The following is an 833-nucleotide window of genomic DNA, read 5'->3' on the forward strand; positions in this document are numbered from 1 at the left end:
TGTGCTGTCACTACAAAACAGAAACCTGTCATTCTATGGCTTGACCATAGAATCCATAGAAAAATAATGATTATGGTTAAAAAATGGATACTACGGTCGGAGCCGTAGTATGACAATATAAAAAAACAAGCAGACATTCCCAATTAGGTGTGAATCTTTTGGTTTTATTTACCCCATTTTTTATTGATGTTTGCAACACACCACCTTTTTTAGATTTATATAAACAGGTATATATATGATTTGTAGCAATGTTATATTTGAGTTATTAGAACATAGATACAAAGTGCAGTATAATTAGGGTTAGTAGTATTAAAATTTTAACTTCTAATCTGATTATACTGCCAAGAGCTATATTTATCAGAAGTTTGAGTAAAAGCACTTGGAGATATGTTTTCAGCTTGGTTAGTATCTAGTCTTTCAACATTTACTGAATTATTGACACTAGATTGCAATGAATCCATGGCAGTATTATATTGCTCATAAGAGCCATTATAGTCACTATCGAACCCTTGACTTTCAATGCCATTAATTGAACTAGATACGTTTCTTTGTTCATTTTGAAGTTCTAAAGATCTTGCATTTGCATCTTGCCTATTTGTGTCATATATGTCTATTTGTTGGTTGAAGTATTCAGCAGCTTCTGTAGCATTGTTATAGTTGCTACCTGCTTGGTTAGACATAGTCGCTTGTGTACTATCAATTCTACCTTGGTAGTAGTCGACACTATTTTGCCAAGATGTTGTATCAACACCATCTGCTGCATTATCAATTAGTCCTTGATAGTAGTCTAAATTAGACTGATTACTTTGTATGTTTTGATATTTTTGGTAATC

General features: G+C 32.4%; 1 pseudogene. It reads right to left on the reverse strand.

The features are described from left to right. Positions 1-317 precede the first annotated feature (317 nt). Positions 318-833: pseudogene (locus tag FQ699_RS09645) on the reverse strand (pilin); the annotation flags it as partial.

Source organism: Francisella salimarina (assembly GCF_007923265.1).
Taxonomy (GTDB): domain Bacteria; phylum Pseudomonadota; class Gammaproteobacteria; order Francisellales; family Francisellaceae; genus Francisella; species Francisella salimarina.